A 16,489-nucleotide genomic window follows, 5' to 3' on the forward strand; every position below is an offset into this window, starting at 1 on the left:
CTGCTCCTCAGAAAGAAAACCGGCCCGCGACAGGGGGCGCACCTCCGCTCGGAGCGCGCCCACCCGTCGCGGGCCGGGGTCCGTACTACTCGCCGGGGTGGGCGAGTTCGATGTCGTGGGCGTCGGCGCCGCGGCCGGTCACCGTCAGGGCGGTGGCCACCGGCGGGTAGCCGGTCGCGATGACGGTGTACTCGCCGCCGTCCAGGTCGGTGAAGGCGTACGCCCCGTCCGTCCCGGTCGTGGCCGAGCCGACGACGTTGCCCGCCTGGTCGACCAGCGTCACCCGGGCATCGGCCAGCGGGCCGTGCGGGGCGCGGACGACACCCTGGACACGGGCGCCGGCGTCCAGGTCGATCTCGACCCGGGTGACCCCGGTGCCGCCCACCTCGACGGGCAGGGCACGCGGCCGGTATCCGGCGGCGTTCACCGCGACGGTCACCGCCCCGGGCACCAGCTCGGCGAAGGAGAACTCGCCCTGCTCACCCGTGGTCGCGTTGGCCAGCAGGTCTCCGCGCACGTCGGTCACGATGACCATGGCGTCCCGCACGGGCTGCCCGTCCCCGGCGGCCCGCACCAGGCCGGTCAGCCCGCTGGTGCCGCTGAGCAGGATGTCGTAGGCGACCGGCTCGCCGTTCACCACGATCGTGGACGCCTGCGGCTGGAAGCCGTCGGCCGAGGCGATCAGGACGTACGAGCCGGAGCCCGGGGCGTCCACCGCGTACGAGCCGTCGGCCTGCGCCACGGACCGGCCCAGCTGGCGTCCGGTCAGCGAGATCAGCGTGACGGCGGCCTGCGGCACGGGCGCGGACTCGGCGCCGCGGACGAAACCGCGGACCGGGACACCGCCCCCACCGGACGCGGACTCCCCGGCCGGAGCCGCCGTGGCGACGGCGGCGAGCCGCTGCGTCCCCTCGGGTCCGGTCCCGTCCTGCGCGGTCTCGGCCGCGGCCCAGCTCGGTGCGGTCTTCTCGGCCGTGGGAGCCTCGGCGGCCGATACGGCCGGAGTCACGGCGGGCGCCTGCGCCTCGGCGGCCTGCGCCAGTCCGCCCCTGGTCTTCAACGGGACCTCCTTGATGAACAGCGCCACCAGCAGCGCGACCAGCGCCATCGGCGCCGAGTAGAGGAACACGTCCGCGACACCGTGGCCGTAGGCGCTCTCCACGACCGTGCGGATCGGCGCGGGCATCGTGCTCAGGTCGGGGATGCCGCCGCCGCCCGTGCCGGCGTGACCGAGGGCCGCGCCCTTGGGGCCGAGGTCGGTCAGGCCGTCCTTGACGTAGTCGGTGATCCGGTTGCCCAGCACCGCGCCCAGGGCGGAGACGCCCACCGCACCGCCGAGGGAGCGGAAGAAGGTCACCGTGGAGCTGGCGGCACCCAGGTCGCCCGGCTCCACCTGGTTCTGCGTGCACAGCACCAGGTTCTGCATCATCATGCCGATGCCGAGACCCAGCAGCGCCATGAAGATCGCTATGTGCCAGTACTCGGTGTCGTACCGGATCGTGCCCAGCAGGCCCAGGCCCGCCGTCACCAGCACGCCACCGGCGATCAGCCACGCCTTCCAGCGGCCGGTCCGGGTGATGACCTGCCCGGAGACGGTGGAGGAGACGAACAGGCCCGCGATCATCGGGATCGTCATGACGCCCGACATCGTCGGCGACTTGTCCCGGGCCAGCTGGAAGTACTGGCTGAAGAAGACGGTCCCGGCGAACATCGCGACACCGACGAACAGGGAGGCCACGGAGGCCAGCGTGATGGTGCGGTTGCGGAACAGCCGCAGCGGGATGATCGGCTCGCTCGCCTTCGCCTCGACGAGGACGAACAGCGCGAGCAGCGCCACCGAACCGCCGACCATGGCGTACGTCTGCCACGAGACCCAGTCGTACTTGTCACCGGCGAAGGTGACCCAGACCAGCAGCAGGCTGACGGCCGCCGTGATGAAGAAGGCGCCGGCCCAGTCGACCTTGACCTTCCGCTTGACCACGGGCAGGTGCAGGGTCTTCTGCAGCACGATCAGGGCGATCACGGCGAAGGGCACGCCGACGTAGAAGCACCAGCGCCAGCCGAGCCAGTCGGTGTCGGTGATGACACCGCCGACCAGCGGGCCGCCGACCATGGCGGTGGCGAAGGTGGCGCCGAGGTAGCCGTTGTACCGGCCGCGCTCACGGGGCGAGATCATCGCCGCCATGATGATCTGGGCCAGCGCGGACAGACCGCCCATGCCGATGCCCTGGACCGCGCGGAAGGTGATGAGCATGCCCGGGTTCTGGGACATGCCGGCCGCCGCCGACCCCAGCACGAAGACGACCAGCGCGAACTGGATCAGCAGCTTCTTCGAGAACAGGTCGGCGAGCTTGCCCCACAGCGGGGTGGACGCGGTCATCGTCAGCAGGGACGCGGTGACGACCCAGGTGTAGGCGCTCTGGCCGCCACCGAGGTCGCTGATGATCCGGGGCAGGGCGTTGGAGACGATCGTCGACGACAGGATCGCGACGAACATGCCGAGCAGAAGGCCGGTGAGGGCCTCCATGATCTGCCGGTGCGTCATCGGAGCGCCGTCGCCGGAGGGGCCGTGGGAGCCTCCCCCGTGCTTGGCATGAGCCCGCACACCGGCTGGTGTGGTCGTTGCCATGGGCTTCCTTTTCTTACGTGCTTGCGGGTGTACGGGTGGTCTGGTCGAAAGCGGCCGGGGCGGCCCGGGTCCCGGGCCGGCAGTCGAAGCTCTCGCGCAGCCGCGCCATGAGGTCCGTGAGCTGGCCGACCTCTTCGTCGGTCCAGTCGCTCAGGCGCTCGGCGAGGACCTCGGTGGTCCGCCGGGACAGCTCGTCGAGCTGTGTGTGGCCCGCGGGGGTGAGGCGCAGGATGCGTGAGCGTTTGTCGGCGGGGTCGGGGGAGCGTTCGATCCAGCCCCGGTCCACGACGTGCGCGACATGGCGGCTGGTGACCGACATGTCCACCGCGAGCAGCTCGGCGAGCTTGCTCATGCGCATGTCGCCGTGACGGCCCAGCAGGGTCAGAACGGCCGCCGACCCGCCGGGGCACTCGGCGGGCATGATCCGCCCGAGCTCCCGCTTCACGGCGCCGAAGGCGCTGAACTGGCGTACCAGCTCTTCGTATTGCGCCCTGTCGGCCATGACACCTCCGCTTTCGTTGCTTAAGGCAACCATAGGAGCTGTTGGTTGCTACAGGCAAATAAAAAGGCGCGGTCCGGCATAAAAAGTTGGCAAAGGCAAGTATTGCGGGAGTAAATGTGCTGGTGGCGAGCCCGGTGACACGGGTCGGCCCGGGCCAAACGGAACGCCAACCCCCACTTGGGGAGCACCGCCGTTTTCGCTAGGGTCTCGGGCCATGGCTAACAACCAGGCCCCGCAGGGCAATCACGACCCCGCCGGCAGCACCCAGATGTTCCGCGCGTTCGTCGACGAGGCCCCGCAGGGCCGTCAGGCGGCGGCCCCTTCCAGCAGCGGCCCGCGCATCGGCCTCATCCTCGGAGTGGTCGTCGCTGTGGCGGTCGTCGCGGCGGTGGCTTGGCTGGCGCTGGCGTAACAGGGGACCCCCTCGCCCACCCGTGCCGCCCTTGGCGGGGCGGGTGGCAGCCATGCGCGTACGCGAGCGTCAGACGGAACGGACACAGGACTGCGGCGCGGCCGGTCTCGACGACCGTGCCGCGCCCCAGCTTCTGCCGAAGGAATCCGTCAGGACTCCGTCAGTCCGAGATCAGGCCTTCCCGGAGCTGTGCCAGCGTCCGGGTCAGCAGCCGGGAGACGTGCATCTGCGAGATGCCGACCTCCTCGCCGATCTGCGACTGCGTCATGTTCGCGAAGAACCGCAGCATGATGATCCGCCGCTCCCGGGGCGGGAGCTTGGCCAGCAGCGGCTTCAGGGACTCCCGGTACTCCACGCCCTCCAGCGCGGTGTCCTCGTACCCCAGCCGGTCCGCCAGCGACCCCTCGCCGCCGTCGTCCTCTGGCGCCGGCGAGTCCAGCGAGGACGCCGTGTAGGCGTTCCCCACCGCCAGCCCGTCGACGACGTCCTCCTCGGACACCCCGAGCACGGAGGCGAGTTCGGTGACCGTCGGCGACCGGTCCAGCTTCTGCGAGAGCTCGTCACTGGCCTTGGTCAGCGCGAGCCGCAGCTCCTGAAGCCGGCGCGGCACCCGCACCGACCACGAGGTGTCCCGGAAGAACCGCTTGATCTCCCCGACCACCGTCGGCATCGCGAACGTCGGGAACTCCACGCCCCGTTCGCAGTCGAACCGGTCGATCGCCTTGATCAGCCCGATCGTGCCGACCTGGACGATGTCCTCCATCGGCTCGTTCCGGGACCGGAACCGCGCGGCGGCGTACCGCACGAGCGGGAGGTTGAGCTCGATGAGCGTGTCACGCACGTACGCACGCTCGGGGCTGTCCTCGTCGAGCGCGGCCAGCCGCAGGAACAGGGAGCGGGACAGGGTGCGGGTGTCGATGGCGCCCGCGGTCGGAAGGACCGGGACGGGCTCGGCCACGAGGGCCGGAGCCTCATCGATGGGGCCGAGTGAGTCGAGAGCATGGGGAGCTGACTCGCTCTCCGCGAGCGTGAGCACCTTCGAGCTGCCCTGTTCTGCGGACATGCCACCCCCTTTGGGTCGCGGGACGGTCGCGGCGGACGCTCCCGTCGGAGGAACGCAGCCTTCACCTGAATACCGGAGCCGAAGCTCCGGCAAACGCGCTTCACGCAGAATGTCACATGTCGGCAACACGCTGTAGTGACATGTCGACATCTGAGACGCGAATCCGCCCTGCAAACAAGGAGCCTGACGGTCTGTCGGCTTTCAACTGTCGGCAACCGCCCTGATGAGGGATTCCCTCCCCGCGGTGACCTGTCGCTTACGTTTGCGATTACGCGTCGATGCGGTTCGCAGACCGCAACCGCTGGAAGCTGCGAGCCAGCAATCGCGACACGTGCATCTGCGAAACACCGAGCTCCGCGCTGATCTGGGACTGCGTCAGATTGCTGTAGTAGCGCAGCAGCAGGATCCGCTGCTCCCGCTCGGGCAGCTGGACGAGCAGGTGCCGTACGAGGTCCCGGTGCTCCACGCCGTCCAGCGCGGGATCCTCGTAGCCGAGGCGGTCCAGCAGCCCCGGCAGCCCGTCGCCCTCCTGCGCGGCCTCCAGGGAGGTCGCGTGGTACGACCGCCCGGCCTCGATGCAGGACAGCACCTCGTCCTCGGTGATGCGCAGCCGCTCGGCGATCTCCGAGGTGGTGGGGGTCCGCCCGAAGGAGGTCGTCAGGTCCTCGGTCGCGCTGTTCACCTGCACCCACAGCTCGTGCAGCCGGCGCGGTACGTGGACCGTGCGGACGTTGTCGCGGAAGTACCGCTTGATCTCGCCCACGACCGTGGGCATCGCGAAGGTCGGGAACTGCACGCCCCGGTCCGGGTCGAAGCGGTCGATGGCGTTGATCAGCCCGATCGTGCCGACCTGGACGACGTCCTCCATCGGCTCGTTGCGGGAGCGGAACCGGGCGGCCGCGTAGCGCACGAGCGGGAGGTTGGCCTCGATGAGCGCCCCGCGCACGCGGTCGTGCTCCGGAGTGCCCGGCTGGAGGTCCTTGAGCTGTGCGAAGAGGACCTGTGTGAGCGCCCGGGTGTCGGCACCTCGGCTGCTCCGCTGGGGAGCGGCCGGCCCGGCTTCCACGGGCGTGGCCTGCGCGGGCGTGACCTGGGCCGGCGCGGCCTGTGCGGGGGCGGCCTGCGCGGGCCCTGTCTGTGGAGACGGCGGCTGCGGAGACGGCGGCTGCGGGGACGGGGCCTGGGGGGACGGTGCCTGAGGTGCGGTACTGGCCAGCACGGTCAACTCCACCTCGTCATCGTCAACTCATCCGTCAACTCTTCCATCAAAAGCGGTCATAGCATCACAAGACATGTGCACTGTGTGCAAGCACCCCATAACTACGTGTTGAGGGATGAAAGCCGCACAAATCGGCCTGCGCAACGAAAGGGCCCCCTGTCGAAGCGACAGGGGGCCGTGGCGGCAGGCCGATGGCCGGTCTCAGAACTCGTAGTCCGCGATCACCCACGTGGCGAACTCCCGCCACAGCGCGACGCCCGCCTGGTGGTCCGGGTGCTCCACATACCGCCGCAGCGCGTCCGCGTCGTCGCAGGCCGAGTTGATGGCGAAGTCGTACGCGATGGGACGGTCGCTGACGTTCCAGCCGAGCTCCCAGTGGCGCAGCTCCGGGATGGTGTCGCCGAGCGCGCGGAAGGCCTCGACGCCCTTCACGACCCGGGGGTCGTCGCGCTCGACGCCCTCGTTGAGCTTGAAGAGCACCAGGTGGCGGATCATCACTTACCTCCGTTGGCGACCCACGTGGCGAAGTCGCCGAGGGCCTGGGCGGCGTCCGAAATGCCCTGGAAGCCTATCTGGACGTAGTCGGCCGCCTTGGCCGGGTCCGTGATGATCACGTACAGCGCGAAGACCACGAGGGCGTAGACGGCGACCTTCTTGGCGTTCACCGCCATCGCGGCCTCCCCTGTCACTGGTGTCCCATGCAGCGCACATGATCGCATGAAGGATCGAGCACACGAAGAGGCGGACGCACGAAGGGCCCCGTCTGACGACGGGGCCCTTCTCAAGCGGTAGCGGAGGGATTTGAACCCTCGGTGACTTGCGCCACACTCGCTTTCGAGGCGAGCTCCTTCGGCCGCTCGGACACGCTACCGAGGGAGACCTTACAGCAAGGAGCCGCGTGCTTTGAAATCGGTATTCAGCGGCCGCGGAAGAACTCGGTGAGCAGCCCGGCGCACTCCTCGGCGAGCACTCCCTCGATCACCTCGGGCCGGTGGTTGAGCCGCCGGTCGCGCACCAGGTCCCAGAGGGAACCGGCCGCGCCGGCCTTCTCGTCGCGGGCGCCGTAGACGAGCCGGTCGACGCGGGACTGCTGGATCGCGCCCGCGCACATCGTGCAGGGCTCCAGGGTCACCACGAGGGTGCAGCCGGCGAGCCGCCACGCGCCGAGCGCGGCGGCGGCCCGCCGCAGGGCGAGGACCTCCGCGTGGGCCGTCGGATCGCCGCCGGCCTCGCGTTCGTTGTGCCCGGCCGCGAGCACGGTCGTGCCGTCCGGGGCCAGTACGACGGCGCCGACCGGGACGTCCCCGCCCAGGACCGCCCCGGCGGCCTCCTCCAGGGCGAGTCGCATCGCGGGCCGCCAGGGGTCCCGGACCGGGTCCGGCGGTGCCGGGGCGGCCTGAGCGGTCAGCGGACGGTCTCCAGGGTCTCGGAGGCGCCCAGGGACTCGGCGATCTCGGTGACGGCGTCCGTCGACATCAGGCGCAGTTCCTTCTCGCTCACGCCGAGGTCGTCCAGGATCAGGGCGTCGCCGACCGGGCCGTGCGGCACGGACTCGGCGGAGGCGGCGGGCCCGGCGGTGTCGTCGGCATCGTCCTCCTCGTCGTCGGCGTCACCGTCCTCGCTGCCGTCGAGGTCGAGGGCGGCGAGGACGGCGTCGTCGTCACCCGGGTCCCGGCCGAGCAGCTCGTCGGTGAGCAGGATCTCGCCGTAGCTGCTGCGGGCAGCGGCTGCGGCGTCCGAGACGTAGATGCGAGGGTCTTCCTCGCCGTCCACACGGACCACGCCGAACCAGGCGTCCTCCTGCTCGATGAGCACGAGCACCGTGTCCTCGTCGGGGGAGGCTTCACGGGCCAGGTCGGCCAGATCCGACAGGGTTTCCACATCGTCGAGCTCTGTGTCGCTCGCTTCCCACCCGTCTTCGGTGCGCGCGAGCAGTGCGGCGAAGTACACCGTGACTCTCCCACTGGTCATAGGTGTGCCGGTTGGGGGTCCCCCCGGCGGAGGTTACGGGCGGGGAGTGCTCGTCCGAGCCCCACCCACTCGGAATCGTGGCAGAAACAAGGCGTTCAGGGGACGTCTTCGGTTCCCTGTGTCCGGCACTTCTGCTCGCACGCTCGTTGCCGCCACCTGCGGATCGTACGCGGGTTTACCCCGCCGCACGCACGGTCACCCGCGACAATCTCCGCGCGGTTCGTGATCTTTGCCGGAGGTTTCCACAGCCGTTCCCTACCAGCGGAACGTGCGCATGCGCATCGCGTGGCGCAACCGGGCCGTCTTGGCGCGGCGCGGCTGGACGCGGTCGCGCAGCTCCCGGGCCTCGGCCAGATCGCGCAGGAACCGGGCGCGACGCCGGCGGCGCTCGGCGTCGGACTCCTCGGTCCCGTCCGCGTGGTCGGGCTCCACGCTGGTCCCCGGGCGTGTGCGCGGCGACAGATCGTCTCGGAATTTCCGGTCGGGCATCAGGTTCACCACCCCCAGTCCGTCCTTCCCACTTTCCCCGGACGGGCGGTTTGACGCCAGGGTCGTGCGACGGCCGTCCGGCGGGCCGGCCGTGCGGCCGCGGAAACCCGCCCGGTTAGTGTTGTCGACATGCGTCTCCACGTCGTCGACCACCCTCTGGTCGCTCACAAGCTCACCACGCTGCGCGACCAGCGCACCGACTCCGCGACCTTCCGCCGTCTCGCCGACGAGCTGGTCACCCTGCTCGCCTACGAGGCCACGCGTGATGTGCGCACCGAACAGGTCGACATCCAGACGCCGGTCGCGCGGACCACGGGCGTCAAGCTCTCGCACCCGCGGCCGCTGGTGGTGCCGATCCTGCGGGCCGGGCTCGGCATGCTGGACGGCATGGTCCGGCTGCTGCCGACCGCCGAGGTGGGCTTCCTCGGCATGATCCGCAACGAGGAGACGCTGGAGGCCTCCACGTACGCGACGCGTATGCCGGAGGACCTGTCGGGGCGTCAGGTCTATGTGCTCGACCCGATGCTCGCCACCGGCGGGACGCTGGTCGCGGCGATCCGGGAGCTGATCCGGCGCGGCGCCGACGACGTCACCGCCGTGGTGCTGCTGGCGGCCCCCGAGGGTGTCGAGATCATGGAGCGCGAGCTGGCGGGCACGCCGGTGACGGTCGTGACCGCCTCGGTCGACGAGCGGCTGAACGAGCACGGCTACATCGTGCCGGGCCTCGGGGACGCGGGGGACCGGATGTACGGGTCGGCCGAGTAGCACCCGAGGGCCGCGACAGGCCCTAGCAGCCCTTCTTCGTCGTCGGCGCCGGCTCGGGCGTGGCCAGCTCGGTCAGCGCCCGGTCGGCGTCGCGCTGTTTCGCCAGCTCCTTGAAGCCGTCCCCGATGACGAGGTCGACGGCGGCGCCCTTGCGGGCCGCCTCGGCACGTCGTTCGGCGCCCGGGAGCTGGGTGCCGAGCACGGGCAGTGTGGTGTCGAGGGCCGCGGCGGGGCCGAGCAGCAGCCCGGTGCCCTTGACCTTCTTGTCGTACTGCCGGGGCGCGTTGCCCACGTCGCCGATCTTGAAGCCGCGCTTCTTGAGTTCGTCGGCGGTCTTCTTCGCCAGACCGCCGCGCGTGGTGGCGTTGAGAACGTTGACGGTGATGGTGCGCGGCTCGGGCAGGGGCTTGGCGCTGGGCGAGGCGCTCGCCTTGGTGGTGACGCCGCAGCCCGTGCCGGAACCGGCCGCCGAAGCCTTCTCGCCGCCGCCGGTGAAGACGTCGATGAGCTGCCACGTGCCCCACCCGCCCACACCGAGGACGGTGACGGACGCGACGGTCAGGACGACGAGCCTGCCGCGCCGCCGGGGCCTTCGCATCTTGGGGTACTTGTTGCCCGTGATGCGGTATTTGCCGCCCATGCCGGGGGGAGTCAGCATGCTCATGAACGCAGCGTAGTGCGCCTGGGCGACGATGCCTACTAGATGATCATTCGACGTCGCCCAGCGGAACCCGAAAGGGCCAACCCGCGGCGGGCGGGGGGATCAGTCGAGCTCGAGCACGCGCGCGTGCAACACCTGGCGCTGCTGGAGCGCCGCCCGCACCGCGCGGTGCAGACCGTCCTCCAGGTACAGGTCGCCCTGCCACTTCACGACGTGCGCGAAGAGGTCGCCGTAGAACGTGGAGTCCTCGGCGAGCAGCGTTTCCAGATCGAGCTGACCCTTGGTCGTCACGAGCTGATCGAGGCGGACCGGGCGCGGCGCGACGTCCGCCCACTGCCGGGTGCTTTCCCGGCCGTGGTCGGGGTACGGCCGGCCGTTTCCGATGCGCTTGAAGATCACACGGAAAGCCTACCGGTCAAGACCTTCCGGGCGCAGCCATGGCGCCGAGGTGCGGCGCCGAAAAAACCCCCACAAGGCGGTACGAACCCGGAACAGAGGCGTGAACCAGGTGGACGGTGAGACCGTGCCGTCGGCCCGCCCGCCTGCGAGGCGCTGCCGGAGCCGATCACGCGGGCCGTGCGCCTGATTCGCTCGAAAGGGGTCGGGGCCTCCTACGGGACCCGGTCCCCGAAGGGGCATCCGGAGTCCCAAGGACGGCGGAGGCGCGGGTGCGCCTCCGCCGAACGCGTGATTCAACCGCGGTCCTGCCCGCCCTGTTCCTTCGGCGGCCGCTGCGGCTTCGGCGTGTCCGGCCGGGGGTGGGGCTTGGGGGCGTTGCGGGTGGCCTCGGCGCGCAGGAGGGCGCGCAGGACCGCGTACGGGTCTTGGAGCATGGCTGGGTACCTCGTCGTTCCTCGTCGTTCTGGTTCCGTGCGGGACGGACGGGCCGGTGGGCGGCCGGTCCTGTCAGCAGCGCAGGACTTCGGAACGCGGGGGGCGAGGGTCGTGCGGCGGGTTCTCCGGTACGGGTGCGGCGTGCTGTGCGGTGTACGCGGGCCCCGGTTCCCGGAGCGGGTCCGGGCTCAGCGGGACGTGGGTGCGGCGGGAGCTCCTGGCCGGTGGGCGCGGGGCGGTGTCCGGCACGTCGCACTCGACGGTGGTGTTCTCCCCGGAGAGGAGGGCCGGCGGCCCCGCCTGAGCCTCGGCGTGGGTGCCCGGCACGAGCAGGACCAGCAGCAGGACGAGCACCCGCAGCCAGGTGTTCCGGCGCGGGCGGCGGGGAACCGGCTGCGGTGCGGGGATCACGGGTGGTCACTCCCCGCCGTGCCGGGGCCGTTCATCCGGCCGACGGCCAGAACCGCCCGCTCGGCCCACGCCGGGCTCCGTGACGCGCGGCCGCGAGGGGCCCGTCGGTGACGGGCGGTGGCTCTCCGGGGGCGGGGGAGGCAGGGAGCCGGATGGCGTCTGGTGTCGCCCTTCGCGCGGGTCAGGGCGTGGGGGGCCGTCCGGGGCCGGGCTCTGCCGGGCTGGGCTCTTCCAGGCCGGGGGCTCCGGGGCGTGCGGGTGGGCCCGGTCTGGTGGTCCCGGCCCCCGGGGGAGCCGCTCGGTGGCTCGGCCATGGTTCATGCTCGGACCGGGCCGGAGGGGGTCGCCACCTGGGCGGGCCAGGTGGAGGACGGGTCCTATGAGCCTGGGTCTTCACCCGGGCGCGCCAACTGGGGGACGGGCCTCATGGGCCGGTTCGTCGCCTGGGCGGGCCAGGTGGGGGACGGGCCCGATGGGTCGGTTGGTCACCCGGCCGGGCCAGGTGGAGGGCGGGTCCTACGAGCCCGACTCGGGTCAGAGGGGCCCTATGAGCCCGACCCGGGCCGGAGAGACGGCCCCACGTGCCCGACCCAGGCCAGGCGGGGGGCGGGCCCGATGGGTCGGCTGGTCACCCGACCCGGGCCAGGCGGAGGGCGGGCCCTACGAGCCCGACTCCGGCCAGAGAGACGGCCCACGAGCCCGACTGGGCCAGGTGGAGGGCGGGTCCCACGAGCCCGGCCCGGGCCAGAGAGGCGGCCCTATGAGCCCGACTCGGGCCAGAGGCACAGCCCCACAAGCCCGACCCGGGCCCAAGAGACGGCCCTATGAGCCGGAGGCCTTGGCTGCCTTCGCCGCTGCCTTCATCTCCTGCTTGTGAGCCCGTACCTTCACCAGCGACTCCGGGCCGGTGATGTCGGCGACCGAACGGAAGGAGTCCGGCTCGCCGTAGGAGCCCGCCGCCTCCCGCCAGCCCGTCGGGCGCACGCCGAGCTGCTTGCCGAGCAGGGCGAGGAAGATCTGGGCCTTCTGCTTGCCGAAGCCCGGCAGTTCCGCGAGCCGCTTCAGCAGCTCCTTGCCGGTGCCGACGTCCTTCCAGACGGCCTCGGCGTCACCGTCGTAGTGCTCGACGAGGTACTGGCACAGCTGCTGGATCCGCTTGGCCATGGAGCCGGGGTAGCGGTGCACGGCCGGTTTCCGCGACAGCAGGGCGGCGAAGGCCTCCGGCTCGTGCGCGGCGATCTCGTGGGCGTCCAGGTCGTCGCCGCCGAGCCGCTGGGCGATCGTCGCCGGGCCCTTGAACGCCCACTCCATCGGCACCTGCTGGTCCAGCAGCATGCCGACCAGCGCGGCGAGCGGGCTGCGGCCGAGCAGCGCGTCGGCCTCGGGGTCCTGGGCGAGGTGCAGGGTGACGTCCATGCCCCGATCATCCCCCGGTGCGGGCCCCGCCGCGTCCGGAGCCGCCCCTCGCCCGGTGCCTAGCTCGCCCGCCAGTAGCCGAGCGCGTGCACCCGCTGCTTGGGCAGGCCCAGTTCCTTGCGGACGTACGCCGCGAGCGTCCGGGTCGTCGCCGTGTCGCAGGCGATCCAGACGTACGGGTCGGGGGTGGCCCGGAGCAGGGCGGGCAGGTCCGCCTTCACCCGGTCGGCCAGGTGGGCGCCCGCGTCCTGGCGCGGCACCCTGCGCAGCTCGTGCCGGGCCGGATCCGTGCGGTACGGCAGGTCGTCGTCGCCGCCCTCGAACCAGATGGTGGCCGGGGCGGAATCCAGGGCTTCCAGGAGGGAGTTGATCGCCGGGAGCGAGGCCGGGTCGCCGACGGCGAAGACGTGCGAGGGCGCGGGGCTCGGGTGCTCGAAGCCGGTGCCCTGGACGGTCGCCTCGATGGTGTCGCCCGGCTTCGCCGCCCTGGCCCAGTCGCTGGCGCACCCCTCGTGCAGGGCGAACTCCAGGGCGAAGGTGCCGGCCACCGGGTCCGGGTCGACCAGGGTGTAGGCCCGCTGGTGCGGCTTGCCGGCGTTGTCGAACCACAGCCGGACCCACATGGTGGGGTGCACCCCGGTCGCGGCCAGCAGACCGCCGTCGGTGAAGCGCAGCCGCCGGTAGTCCGGCGTGACGTCCTCGACGTCCGTCACCGTGAACTCGAAGTCCTTGGCGCGCATCAGCTTGAGGACCGCGCCCTCCCAACCCCGCCCCTGCCCCATCGCCTTTTCGCCCCTTCGCGTACGATTCCGGCCACAGACTGTGACTTAGGCAAGGCTAACCTAAAGGAAAGAGGGGGCGCAGCGTGGCCACCGAGATCTACCGTGACGCCTGGGGCATCCCGCATCTGCGCGCGGGCAGCGCGGCCGGACTCGCCCGTGCGCAGGGCCTCGTCACCGCCCGGGACCGCGCCTGGCAGCTGGAGGTCGAGCGGCACCGGGCGCAGGGCACCTCGGCGGCCTTCCTTGGCGACGGCGCCCTGGCCTGGGACCGGTTCGCGAGACGGGCCCGGCTCGACGACACCGCGAGGCGCTGCTTCGCGGATCTGGAGAGACAGGACCCCGAGACGGCGCGGTGGGTGCGCGCGTACGTCGACGGGGTGAACGAGGGACTCGCCGGCGGCACCGCGCCGGAATTCGCCCGCACCGGTCTCACCCCGGGCCGCTGGGAGCCCTGGACGCCGCTCGGCGTCTGGCTGGCCACGCACATCCTCTTCGCCGGGTTCCCGGCCAAGCTCTGGCGCGAGCAGGTCGCCACCCACCTGGGCGCGGACGCCATCGGCCTCTTCGCCACCGACGGCCCCGGCACCTCCGGCAGCAACGGCTGGCTGGTCGCCGGCGAGCGGACCGTCACCGGGCACGCGGTCATCGCCGGTGACCCCCACCGCTGGATCGAGGACCCGGGCGTCTACCAGCAGATCCACCTGTCCTGCCCGGAGTTCGACGTCGTGGGGCTGGCCGTCCCCGGCGTCCCCGGCATCGCCCACTTCGGACACACCGGCACGGTCGCCTGGGCCATCACCAACGCCATGGCCGACTACCAGGACCTCTACCGGGAGCGGCTGCGGCGCACCGGCGCCGGGGTGGAGGCCCTCGACCCGGACGGGGTCTGGCGGCGGGCGGCCCGGCATGTCGAGACCGTCGAGGTGGCCGGCGAGGAGGCGGTCGAGGTCGAGGTGATCGAGACCGCCCGGGGGCCGGTGATCATCGGCGGGCCCGACGGGCTGGACGGTGACCCGGCCGACCCCTCCGGCGCGCCCGTGGCGATGAGCCTGCGCTACCCGCCCCGCGTCACCGGCGACCTGGGCTTCGGCGCTCTGCTGCCGCTGCTGCGGGCCCGCCGGGTCGCCGACGTGGACCGGGCCTTCGACCGCTGGGCCGAGCCGGTCAACGTCGTCCAGGCCGCCGACACCGAGGGTGCGGTCCTGCACCGCGTGGCCGGGCGGGTGCCGCGTCGCGCCGCGGCCAACTCCCTTCGGACGGTGCCCGCCTGGGAGCCCGGCCACGAGTGGCGCGGCTGGCACGCGGCACCGCGCGCCGGGCTCACCGACGGCGTCGCCGTCATGGCCAACCAGCGCGGGCCGTCCGGGCCCCTCGGCGTCGAGTTCGCCCCGCCCCACCGCGCCGACCGCATCGCCGCCCTGCTCGCGCGCGAGGAGCGCTGGTCCGCCGCCGACATGCCCGCGATCCACACGGACACCCACCTGGCCTCCGCGTCCCCACTCCTGGACCACCTCGCCGCCCTCGACGGCCTCACCCCCGGGGCCGTCGCCCTCCGGGACCGGCTCCTCGGCTGGGACCGCCGTATGGACGCGGGCAGCACCGACGCGGCCCTCTACGCGGCCGTGCGCGCGGCGGTCGTACGGCGGCTCGCGGCGCACCCGGCGTTCGCCGCGCTCTGCGCGCCCCCGGCGTACCCCGACATCTTCCAGCCCTGGCTGGCCCTCCTCCCGCGGGTCGCCTTCGCCCTCGAACACCTGCTGCGGGCCGGGGACCTGTACGGGATCGACCGTCCGGCCGCCGTCCGCGCGGCGATCGAGGAGGTCGCGGAGCACCCCCCGGCCGGGGCCTGGGGCGACACCCACCGGCTCGCCCCCTGGCGGGCGCTCGAGGCGGAGCAGCCCTACGACGAGCCGGGGCTGTCCGGCGACCACGACTGCGTGCTGTGCACCTCGGGCGTGCCGGGCCTCACCGACCGCGCCGCGAGGGGCCCGGCCGCCCGGTACGTCTGGGACCTGGCCCGGCGTGAGGACAGCCGGTGGGTGGTCCCCTTCGGCGCCTCGGGCGTCCCCGGCTCACCCCACCACCGCGACCAGCTCCCCCTGTGGCTCGCGGGAGACCTCGTCCCGGTCGTCACCGACTGGACCCGGCTGGAGAAGGAAACCGATGTCTGACCCGTACGCCTCCCGCACCGCCGTCCACGAGCAGCCGATCGACGGCTTCGGCACCGTCCGCGTGCTGCCGCTGGACCCCGCCGCCGATGCCGCCGTGATCCACCGCTGGGTCGCCGAGGAACGGGCCGCCTTCTGGGGCATGACCGGGCTGACCCGGCAACAGGTCGCCGATGTCTACGCCCACATGGCCACGCTCGACACCCACCACGCTTACCTCGTCGTCCGGGACGGCGAGCCGGTCGCGCTCCTGCAGACCTACGAGCCGGACGCCGACCGGGTCAGCGAGTGCTACCCCGTCCGCCCCGGCGACATCGGCGTCCACCTGCTCCTCGCCCCCGCCGGCCCGGGCGGCGGGCAGCGCGGCTGGACGGCCCGGCTGGTGCGGGTCGTCGCCGCGTACGTGCTGTTCGGCCTGGACCGGCGTCGGGTGGTGGTCGACCCGGACGTGCGCAACGAGAAGGCGATCGCCCGCTTCCTGCGGATGGGCTTCACCCCCGGGCCGGTCGTGGTCCTGCCGGAGATCGACCTGCCGGACGTGTACCTGCCGGAGAAGAAGGCCCAGCTCGCCTTCCTGGACCGGGAGATACTGTTCCCGGGTGACGCCTGAGGACCTCATCGCCCACTACGGCCTGGAGCCGATCCCGCGCGAGGGCGGCCTGTTCCGCCAGACCTGGGCCGGACCCGGACGCCCCGACGGCAGGCCGGAGGGCACGGCGATCGTCGCGCTGCTGACGGCCGACGACTTCTCCGCCCTGCACCGCCTGCCGACGGACGAGATCTGGCACTTCTACCTGGGCGATCCCCTGGAGCTCCTCCTGCTCGCCCCCGACGGCGGCGCCCGGACGGTGGTCCTCGGACCGGACGTCCTGGGCGGCCAGCACGTCCAGTTCACGGTCCCGGCGGGCACGTGGATGGGCGGGAGGGTGCGGGGGGACGGGCGGTGGACGCTGTTCGGCTGCACGATGGCGCCCGGCTTCACGTTCGACGGCTATGAGCACGGGGACGCCGCCGAGCTGACGGCCCGCCACCCGGAAGCGGCCGACGAGATCGCGCGGCTGTGCGCCGGGTGAGCATTGCGGCGGCCCCGCCCGTACTCCTCTGGTAGCCGTACAGCCCGACCCCGGAGACCCACGTGGACCAACGGCCCGACGAGGATCGCGATGC

General features: G+C 72.3%; 20 protein-coding genes and 1 tRNA gene. 5 read left to right on the forward strand and 16 right to left on the reverse strand.

Annotated features, from left to right (window positions below):
* Nucleotides 1-85 precede the first annotated feature (85 nt).
* Nucleotides 86-2,545 carry an MFS transporter gene (locus tag AC0665_RS16430; RefSeq protein WP_478705256.1) on the reverse strand — a complete coding sequence of 820 codons (2,460 nt, stop codon included), beginning with the start codon at nt 2,543-2,545 and terminating at the stop codon, nt 86-88.
* Between the two features lie 97 nt (nt 2,546-2,642).
* On the reverse strand, nt 2,643-3,131 hold the full coding sequence (locus AC0665_RS16435) for a MarR family winged helix-turn-helix transcriptional regulator (RefSeq protein ID WP_468407839.1): 489 nt from the start codon (nt 3,129-3,131) through the stop codon (nt 2,643-2,645).
* Nucleotides 3,132-3,345: 214 nt separating this feature from the next.
* Here AC0665_RS16435 and AC0665_RS16440 point away from each other — a divergent pair, with 214 nt between their 5' ends.
* Nucleotides 3,346-3,543, forward strand: coding sequence for a hypothetical protein (locus AC0665_RS16440; protein WP_363121283.1), 198 nt, complete (start codon nt 3,346-3,348; stop codon nt 3,541-3,543).
* A 160-nt stretch (nt 3,544-3,703) separates the two neighbouring features.
* On the opposite strand, the gene AC0665_RS16445 is transcribed toward AC0665_RS16440, so the two are convergent.
* The 8 genes from AC0665_RS16445 to AC0665_RS16480 all read right to left on the reverse strand — a co-directional run bounded on the left by AC0665_RS16445 (nt 3,704) and on the right by AC0665_RS16480 (nt 8,285).
* Nucleotides 3,704-4,606 carry an RNA polymerase sigma factor SigF gene (locus AC0665_RS16445; RefSeq protein ID WP_352114340.1) on the reverse strand — a complete coding sequence of 301 codons (903 nt, stop codon included), beginning with the start codon at nt 4,604-4,606 and terminating at the stop codon, nt 3,704-3,706.
* 268 nt (nt 4,607-4,874) lie between these two features.
* On the reverse strand, nt 4,875-5,837 hold the full coding sequence (locus tag AC0665_RS16450; protein ID WP_478602908.1) for an RNA polymerase sigma factor SigF: 963 nt from the start codon (nt 5,835-5,837) through the stop codon (nt 4,875-4,877).
* Nucleotides 5,838-6,026: 189 nt separating this feature from the next.
* On the reverse strand, nt 6,027-6,320 hold the full coding sequence (locus AC0665_RS16455) for a Dabb family protein (RefSeq protein WP_234848528.1): 294 nt from the start codon (nt 6,318-6,320) through the stop codon (nt 6,027-6,029).
* The gene (locus tag AC0665_RS16460) at nt 6,320-6,496 is read right to left on the reverse strand and encodes a hypothetical protein (RefSeq protein ID WP_363121281.1); all 177 of its coding nucleotides are present in this window, start codon (nt 6,494-6,496) and stop codon (nt 6,320-6,322) included. The genes AC0665_RS16455 and AC0665_RS16460 overlap by 1 nt, the downstream gene beginning before the upstream one ends.
* A gap of 115 nt (nt 6,497-6,611) precedes the next feature.
* Nucleotides 6,612-6,696: transfer RNA gene (locus tag AC0665_RS16465), tRNA-Ser, on the reverse strand.
* Nucleotides 6,697-6,741: 45 nt separating this feature from the next.
* The gene (gene tadA, locus AC0665_RS16470; RefSeq protein ID WP_478602906.1) at nt 6,742-7,173 is read right to left on the reverse strand and encodes a tRNA adenosine(34) deaminase TadA; all 432 of its coding nucleotides are present in this window, start codon (nt 7,171-7,173) and stop codon (nt 6,742-6,744) included.
* 56 nt (nt 7,174-7,229) lie between these two features.
* Nucleotides 7,230-7,775: a tRNA adenosine deaminase-associated protein gene (locus tag AC0665_RS16475; protein ID WP_478603649.1), complete on the reverse strand. Its 546-nt coding sequence runs from the start codon at nt 7,773-7,775 to the stop codon at nt 7,230-7,232.
* Between the two features lie 276 nt (nt 7,776-8,051).
* On the reverse strand, nt 8,052-8,285 hold the full coding sequence (locus AC0665_RS16480) for a hypothetical protein (protein ID WP_363121279.1): 234 nt from the start codon (nt 8,283-8,285) through the stop codon (nt 8,052-8,054).
* Nucleotides 8,286-8,414: 129 nt separating this feature from the next.
* Between AC0665_RS16480 and upp the strand changes: the two genes are divergently transcribed.
* Nucleotides 8,415-9,050: a uracil phosphoribosyltransferase gene (gene upp / locus AC0665_RS16485; RefSeq protein WP_363121278.1), complete on the forward strand. Its 636-nt coding sequence runs from the start codon at nt 8,415-8,417 to the stop codon at nt 9,048-9,050.
* 22 nt (nt 9,051-9,072) lie between these two features.
* On the opposite strand, the gene AC0665_RS16490 is transcribed toward upp, so the two are convergent.
* The 6 genes from AC0665_RS16490 to AC0665_RS16515 form a co-directional block, all read right to left on the reverse strand.
* A complete protein-coding gene (locus AC0665_RS16490) occupies nt 9,073-9,690 on the reverse strand; it encodes a LytR C-terminal domain-containing protein (RefSeq protein WP_468635127.1) in 618 nt (205 codons plus the stop codon).
* 123 nt (nt 9,691-9,813) lie between these two features.
* Nucleotides 9,814-10,110: a type II toxin-antitoxin system VapB family antitoxin gene (locus AC0665_RS16495; protein ID WP_003999914.1), complete on the reverse strand. Its 297-nt coding sequence runs from the start codon at nt 10,108-10,110 to the stop codon at nt 9,814-9,816.
* A gap of 293 nt (nt 10,111-10,403) precedes the next feature.
* Complete coding sequence (locus AC0665_RS16500) at nt 10,404-10,544, reverse strand: hypothetical protein (RefSeq protein WP_468407832.1); 141 nt, start codon at nt 10,542-10,544, stop codon at nt 10,404-10,406.
* 73 nt (nt 10,545-10,617) lie between these two features.
* Nucleotides 10,618-10,956 carry a hypothetical protein gene (locus AC0665_RS16505; protein WP_478602904.1) on the reverse strand — a complete coding sequence of 113 codons (339 nt, stop codon included), beginning with the start codon at nt 10,954-10,956 and terminating at the stop codon, nt 10,618-10,620.
* A gap of 822 nt (nt 10,957-11,778) precedes the next feature.
* Entirely contained in the window at nt 11,779-12,372 is a 594-nt protein-coding gene (locus AC0665_RS16510; protein ID WP_366049360.1) for an HhH-GPD-type base excision DNA repair protein, read from the reverse strand.
* A gap of 59 nt (nt 12,373-12,431) precedes the next feature.
* Entirely contained in the window at nt 12,432-13,154 is a 723-nt protein-coding gene (locus AC0665_RS16515; RefSeq protein WP_478705223.1) for a siderophore-interacting protein, read from the reverse strand.
* A gap of 83 nt (nt 13,155-13,237) precedes the next feature.
* On the opposite strand from AC0665_RS16515, the gene AC0665_RS16520 reads away from it, so the two are divergent.
* Genes AC0665_RS16520 through AC0665_RS16530 form a run of 3 tightly spaced genes read left to right on the forward strand, consistent with a single transcriptional unit; the run spans nt 13,238 to nt 16,395 of the window.
* On the forward strand, nt 13,238-15,325 hold the full coding sequence (locus AC0665_RS16520) for a penicillin acylase family protein (RefSeq protein ID WP_478705224.1): 2,088 nt from the start codon (nt 13,238-13,240) through the stop codon (nt 15,323-15,325).
* On the forward strand, nt 15,318-15,932 hold the full coding sequence (locus AC0665_RS16525; RefSeq protein ID WP_478705225.1) for a GNAT family N-acetyltransferase: 615 nt from the start codon (nt 15,318-15,320) through the stop codon (nt 15,930-15,932). The genes AC0665_RS16520 and AC0665_RS16525 overlap by 8 nt, the downstream gene beginning before the upstream one ends.
* Nucleotides 15,922-16,395 (forward strand): cupin domain-containing protein, encoded by a 474-nt coding sequence (locus AC0665_RS16530; RefSeq protein WP_478705226.1) that lies wholly within the window; start codon nt 15,922-15,924, stop codon nt 16,393-16,395. Before AC0665_RS16525 ends, AC0665_RS16530 begins: the two co-directional genes overlap by 11 nt.
* Nucleotides 16,396-16,489 lie beyond the last annotated feature (94 nt).

It is taken from the genome of Streptomyces sp. NPDC043685, assembly GCF_056436585.1.